Origin of the sequence: Pseudomonas monteilii NBRC 103158 = DSM 14164 (assembly GCF_000730605.1) — a bacterium.
Taxonomy (GTDB): domain Bacteria; phylum Pseudomonadota; class Gammaproteobacteria; order Pseudomonadales; family Pseudomonadaceae; genus Aquipseudomonas; species Aquipseudomonas monteilii.
The window spans coordinates 125002-131123 of the sequence record NZ_BBIS01000019.1 but is presented as its reverse complement, the minus strand read 5'-3'; the positions used below and the strand labels follow the sequence as shown (position 1 = coordinate 131123).

1 protein-coding gene and 1 pseudogene are annotated in these 6122 nt (G+C 63.9%); both read left to right on the top strand.

What is annotated here, in order from left to right; translation table 11 throughout:
• On the top strand, positions 1 to 5242 hold a 5242-nt coding region (locus PM2_RS11940), incomplete at its 5' end, for a non-ribosomal peptide synthetase (RefSeq protein WP_042131888.1).
• Positions 5239 to 6063, top strand: a pseudogene (locus PM2_RS11935) (condensation domain-containing protein); the annotation flags it as partial. The gene PM2_RS11940 and the pseudogene PM2_RS11935, both read left to right, overlap by 4 nt.
• Positions 6064 to 6122 lie beyond the last annotated feature (59 nt).

Below are 6122 nucleotides of genomic sequence, written 5' to 3'. Positions count from 1 at the left end.
CTACCGGGCCGACGGGGTGATCGACTACAAGGGCCGCCTCGATCACCAGGTGAAAATCCGCGGGCTGCGCATCGAGCTGGGCGAGATCGAGACGCGCCTGCTCGAGCAGCCGAGCGTGCGCGAGGCGGTGGTGCTGGACATCGACGGGCCGGGTGGCAAGCAACTGGCCGCGTACCTGGTCATGGCCGGCGACGTGCCGAGCGACCCACAGCAACAGCACGCGCTGCGCGGCGAACTGCGCGAGCACCTCAGGCTCGGCCTGGCCGACTACATGGTCCCGACCCACTTGCTGTTCCTCGAACGCCTACCGGTGACGGCCAACGGCAAGCTGGACCGCAAGGCCCTGCCCAAGCCCGATGCCAGTGTGCTGCAGGACAGCTACGTGGCCCCGCGCAACGCGCTGGAGCAACAGATCGCGACGATCTGGGCCGAGGTGCTGAAGCTCGATCAGGTCGGCGTGACGGACAACTTCTTCGAACTGGGAGGGGACTCGATCATCTCGATCCAGGTCGTCAGCCGGGCAAGGCAGGCCGGTATCCGCTTCACGCCCAAGGCGCTGTTCCAGCATCAGACCGTACAAGACCTGGCCTCGGTGGCCACGCGCATGGAAGGCAACGGTCCGCAGATCGACCAGGCGCCGGTGATCGGCGAGACACGCTTGCTGCCGATCCAGCAGGCGTTTCTCGAGCAGTCGATCGCCGAGCCACATCACTGGAACCAGGCGGTCCTGCTGACCTCGACCAAGGTCATCGATAGCACCGCGCTGGAGAAGGCCTTGCACACGCTGCTCGAGCATCACGATGCGTTGCGCCTGCGCTTCACGCCACCCCAGGGCGCGGGTGCATGGCACGCCGCTCATTGTGCGCCGGGCGACGTCGAGGCCGGGTTGCTGTGGGCCGAGACCCTGACCGATCCGGACGCGCTACACGCCCTGTGCGAGCACGCGCAGCGCAGCCTGAACCTGCAACAGGGGCCGCTGTTGCGCGGTGTATTGGCGACCCTGCCCGATGGCAGCCAGCGCCTGCTGCTGGTGATCCATCACCTGGCGGTGGATGGCGTGTCCTGGCGCATTCTCCTGCAAGACCTGCAAACCGCCTATGACCGTCACGTGGCAGGTCAGCCTGCCGTGTTGCCCGCCAAGACCACCTCGACCAAAGCCTGGGCCGAACGGCTGCAGGCCTACGCGCAAAGCGATGCGCTGCAGGCAGAGCTCGGCTATTGGCAGTCGCAGTTGCAAGGGGTTGACCCGCAACTGCCTCTGGACAGGGCGGATGGATCGTTGCATGGCCGCCACGGCGCGACGGTGCATGTGCGCCTGGACCGGCAGCAGACCTTACGGCTGTTGCAACAGGCGCCGACGGCATACCGCACCCAGGTCAACGACTTGCTGCTGACCGCACTGGCCCGGGTGGTTGCCCGTTGGACCCAACGCGAAGACGTGCTGGTGCAACTGGAAGGACACGGCCGTGAAGACCTGTTCGATGCAGTCGACCTGACGCGGACGGTCGGCTGGCTGACCAGCCTCTTCCCCGTGAAGCTGACCGCTGCGGCGGACCTGGGCGCCTCCATCAAGCAGATCAAGGAGCAACTTCGCGCCATCCCCGACAAGGGCATCGGCTATGGCGCGCTGCGCTATCTTGGGGGTTCGCACGCGCACAATGTGCTGGCTGGCCTGCCAGTGCCCCCCATCACCTTCAATTACCTGGGGCAGCTTGACAGTACCTTTGCCGAAGGCGCGGGCCCGGGCACCGAGCGATTCCTGCAGCCAGCCAGCGAAAGCAGCGGCGCAAGCCAGTCTGCCGAGGCCCTGCTGGAAAACCTGCTGTCGATCAACGGGCAGGTCTATGCCGGTGAGTTGAGCCTGGCCTGGACCTTCAGCCAGGCCATGTTCGACCGCGCCACGGTCCAGGCCCTGGCCGACGACTACGTGACCGAACTCCAGGTGTTGATCGACCATTGCGTCAGCCAGGGCGCGGTCGGCCTGACACCGTCCGATGTGCCGCTGGCAGCGCTGGACCAGACCCAGTTGGATGCGTTGCCGATCCCGGCGGCTGCAATCGATGACATCTATCCGCTTTCGCCCATGCAGCAGGGCATGCTGTTTCACACGGTCTTCGAGCAGGGCCAGGGTGAGTACGTCAATCAGATGCGAGTCAACGTCTCGGGGCTGGATATCGAGCGTTTCAAGCGTGCCTGGCAGGCAATGCTGGATCGACACGACGTATTGCGCGCCGCATTCGTCGCCCATCTGGAACGCCCGGTGCAGGTGATTCGCAAGCACGTCGAGCTGCCGTTCGACGTGCTTGACTGGGCTGACCAGGACGACATCGAGGAGCGTCTGGCTGCCTGGGCCGAGGCGGATCGTCGGCGTGGCTTCGACTTGCAGGCCGCACCGTTGCTGCGACTGACGGCCATCCGGACCGGCAGCGGCCGGCATCACCTGATTTTCACCAGCCACCATATCCTGATGGATGGCTGGAGCAATGCGCAGCTGCTGGGCGAGGTGTTGCAACACTACGCAGGCGTTGCCCTGGAGCGCCCGGCAGGCCGCTACCGCGACTATATCGAGTGGCTGCAGCGCCAGGACGCCGGGCAGAGCGAGGCGTTCTGGCGTCAGCAATTGCTGCACCTCACCGAGCCCACGCGCCTGGCTCAGGCGCTGCGTCAGGATCGCAGCCGCGTTGACACTGGCCATGGCGAACATCATCAGACGCTCGACCCGGTGTGCTTCCAGGCGTTGAGCGCGTTTGCCAGGCAACGGCGGGTGACGGTCAATACCTTGCTGCAGGCCGCCTGGCTACTGCTGTTGCACCGCTATACCGGCCAGGAAGGCGTGGCATTTGGTGCCACGGTTGCCGGACGGCCGGCAGACCTGCGTGGAGTCGAGCAGCAGTTGGGCCTGTTCATCAACACCTTGCCGGTGGCTGGCAGGCTGCAGCCTGACCTGCGGGTGGGGGAGTGGGTCGAACGTCTGCAGGCGCAGAACCTGAGCATGCGCGAACATGAGCACACGCCCCTCTATGACATTCAGCGTTGGGCGGGCTCGGCCGGTGAGCAGTTGTTCGACACGTTGCTGGTGTTCGAGAACTACCCGGTCGGTGAAGTCCTGCAGCAGGGTTCCAGCGCAGGCCTGGTGTTTTCGGGCTCGCAGAATCGCGAGCGGACCAACTATCCGTTGACGCTGATGATCGAGTCGGGCAATGCGCTGACGATTCATTACCACTACGACCGCAACCACCTCGGCGACACCGGCGTAGTACAGATCGCCCGGCACTTTGCCAATCTGCTGCACGCGCTGGTGCAACACGCCGATACCCCTGTCGGTGAACTGCAGATGCTCGATGACCAGGAACAACAGCGCATCGTCCACGACTGGAACCGTACCCAGATGCAGTACCCGCAGGCGCACTGCCTGCCCGCGCTGTTCGAAATGCAGGTTGCGCGTACCCCTGAGGCCCCGGCTCTGCGGTTTGCCGAACAGACCTTGAGCTACCGCGAGCTCAACCAGCGTGCCAACCGGCTGGCGAGCAAGTTGCGCACGTTGGGCGTCGGGCCAGATGTGCTGGTCGCGATTGCCGTTGAACGGTCGGTGGAAATGGTCGTGGGCCTGCTGGCGATTCTCAAGGCCGGCGGCGCCTATGTGCCACTGGACCCGGAATACCCCCGCGAGCGCCTGGCGTACATGATGGAGCAGAGTGGGGCGCACTTGTTGCTGACCCTCAGTCATTTGCTGCCGCAACTGCCCACGCACGGCGCGCAGGCCTGGTGCCTGGACAGCGACTGGCATCAGGTCGAAGGCTTCGATGGCGAGAATCTCGGCATCGTGCAGCATCCCGAGCATCTTGCCTATTGCATCTACACCTCCGGTTCCACCGGTCGTCCCAAGGGGGTCGAGGTACGCCACCAGGCACTGGTCAACTTCCTCGCCAGCATGGCTGTCGAGCCTGGGATCGACGCCAGCGACCGGGTCCTGGCGCTGACTTCGCTGTCGTTCGACATCGCCGGCCTGGAACTGTACCTGCCGCTGTTGGCCGGGGCTTCGGTGGTACTGCTCGGCGAGCGCCAGAACAAAGACCCGTCGGCGCTGCAGGCGGTGATCGAGCGCCACGCCATCACTACCATCCAGGCCACACCGTCGACCTGGCGCATGCTGCTGCAGGCGCTGCCGGCGCAGACCTTGCGTGGCTGTAAGGTCATCAGTGGCGGTGAGGCACTGCCTGTCGACCTGGCCGAGCAGCTTCTGCCGTTGTGCGGGCGCATCTGGAACCTTTACGGGCCAACCGAAACGACGATCTGGTCGGCGGCGTACTGCCTGGACAACGAACACCCCTTGCCGTTGCTGGGCAAACCGATCGCCAACACCACCTTGCAGGTCATGGCGCACGATCTCTCGACAGCTGCGGCCGGCATGGCCGGGGAACTGATGATCGGTGGCGATGGCCTGGCCCGGGGGTATCAGCGCCGTGCCGCACTGACCGCCGAGCGCTTCGTCCCGGACCCCTACGACCGCAGCGGACAGGGCGGTGGCAGGCTGTACCGTACGGGTGACCTGGCCTGCTATCGCAGCGATGGCCTGCTCGAGTACGTGGGCCGCATCGACCACCAGGTGAAGGTGCGGGGCTATCGCATCGAACTGGGCGAGATCGAGGCAAGGCTGATTGATGATCCTGCGGTGCGCGAGGCGGTGGTCATCGACATCGATGGCCCTGGCGGCAAACAACTGGCCGGCTATCTGGTCTCGAACGGCGAAGCGGTCGCGACGGAGGAACAGCGCAGCGCCTTGCGTCGGCACCTGCGCGAACAGCTGCGCGCGTCCTTGCCGGATTACATGGTCCCCGCGTACCTGACCTGGCTCGATGCGCTACCGCTGACGCCCAACGGCAAGCTCGACCGCAAAGCCTTGCCCCAGCCTGAGCTTGGCGTATCGCAGCAAGGCCATGTCGCGCCGCAGAGCGAGGTCGAGCAGCAGGTCGCTGCCGTCTGGGCGCAGCTGCTGAATGTCGAGAAGGTCGGTCTCAATGACAACTTCTTCGACCTGGGAGGGCACTCGCTGCTGGCGCTGTCGGTGCTCTCGCGCTTGCAACTTTCCCTGGGATTGACCGTGGAACCGGCCGTGCTGTTCCAGCACCCGGTCCTGGGCGATTTCGCCAGATACATCGAATCCATCGGCGACGCGTCGGCTTTCGACGAAAAACTGCAGCGTCTGGATAGGCTTTTTGAAGAGTTCGAGGTGAATGAATGAGTAATGATGCCGCGCTGAATATCGCCAAGCGTTTTGTTACGCTGCCGTTGGCCAAGCGCAAGCTGTATCTGCAGAAGATGCACGCCGAGAACATTTCTCCGGCCAACTTGCCAGTGCCCTGCGTTCAAACACTGTTCGACGTCATCCCGGTTTCGTTTGCCCAGCAGCGCCAGTGGTTCCTTTGGCAGATGGACCCCCAGGGATCTGCCTACAACCTGCCAGTCGCCTTGAGGCTCAAGGGCGAACTGGATAGCAAGGCGTTACGCGCGAGCTTCGAGGCACTGCAGGCACGCCACCAGACCCTGCGAACCACGTTTGGTCTGAACGACGATCAGGTGGTGCAGATCATTCATCCACAAAGCGTGTTCACGCTCGATGTCGAGCAGGTAGACCGCGAACCGGCAATCGATCTTGAACAGCGCCTGCAGGCGCTTGTAGAGGCCGAGGCCCGCGCGCCTTTCGATCTTGAGCACGAACGGCCTGTTCGAGTCAGGTTGCTACAGGTAGCAGAAGATGATCATGTGCTGATCATTACGCTGCACCATATCGCCACTGACGGCTCGTCGATGCACCTGATGGTCGAAGAGCTGATCCAGCACTACGCGCATCACTGCATGGGCCAGCCCCTCGCGCTTCCCGAGATGCCGATCCAGTACGCCGACTATGCCATCTGGCAAAGGCACTGGATGGAAGCGGGGGAGCAGGAACGACAGTTGGCATTCTGGAAGCAGCACCTGGGTACCGAGCACCCGGTTCTCGAGCTGCCCAGCGACCGCCCGCGCCCAGCGAACCAGTGTTTCGAGGGCGCCAGCGTGTACCTTGTGTAAGCGTTGAGTTGTAATTTCACGATTGGGTTGATTTGAAATTGCACAATCGGTCT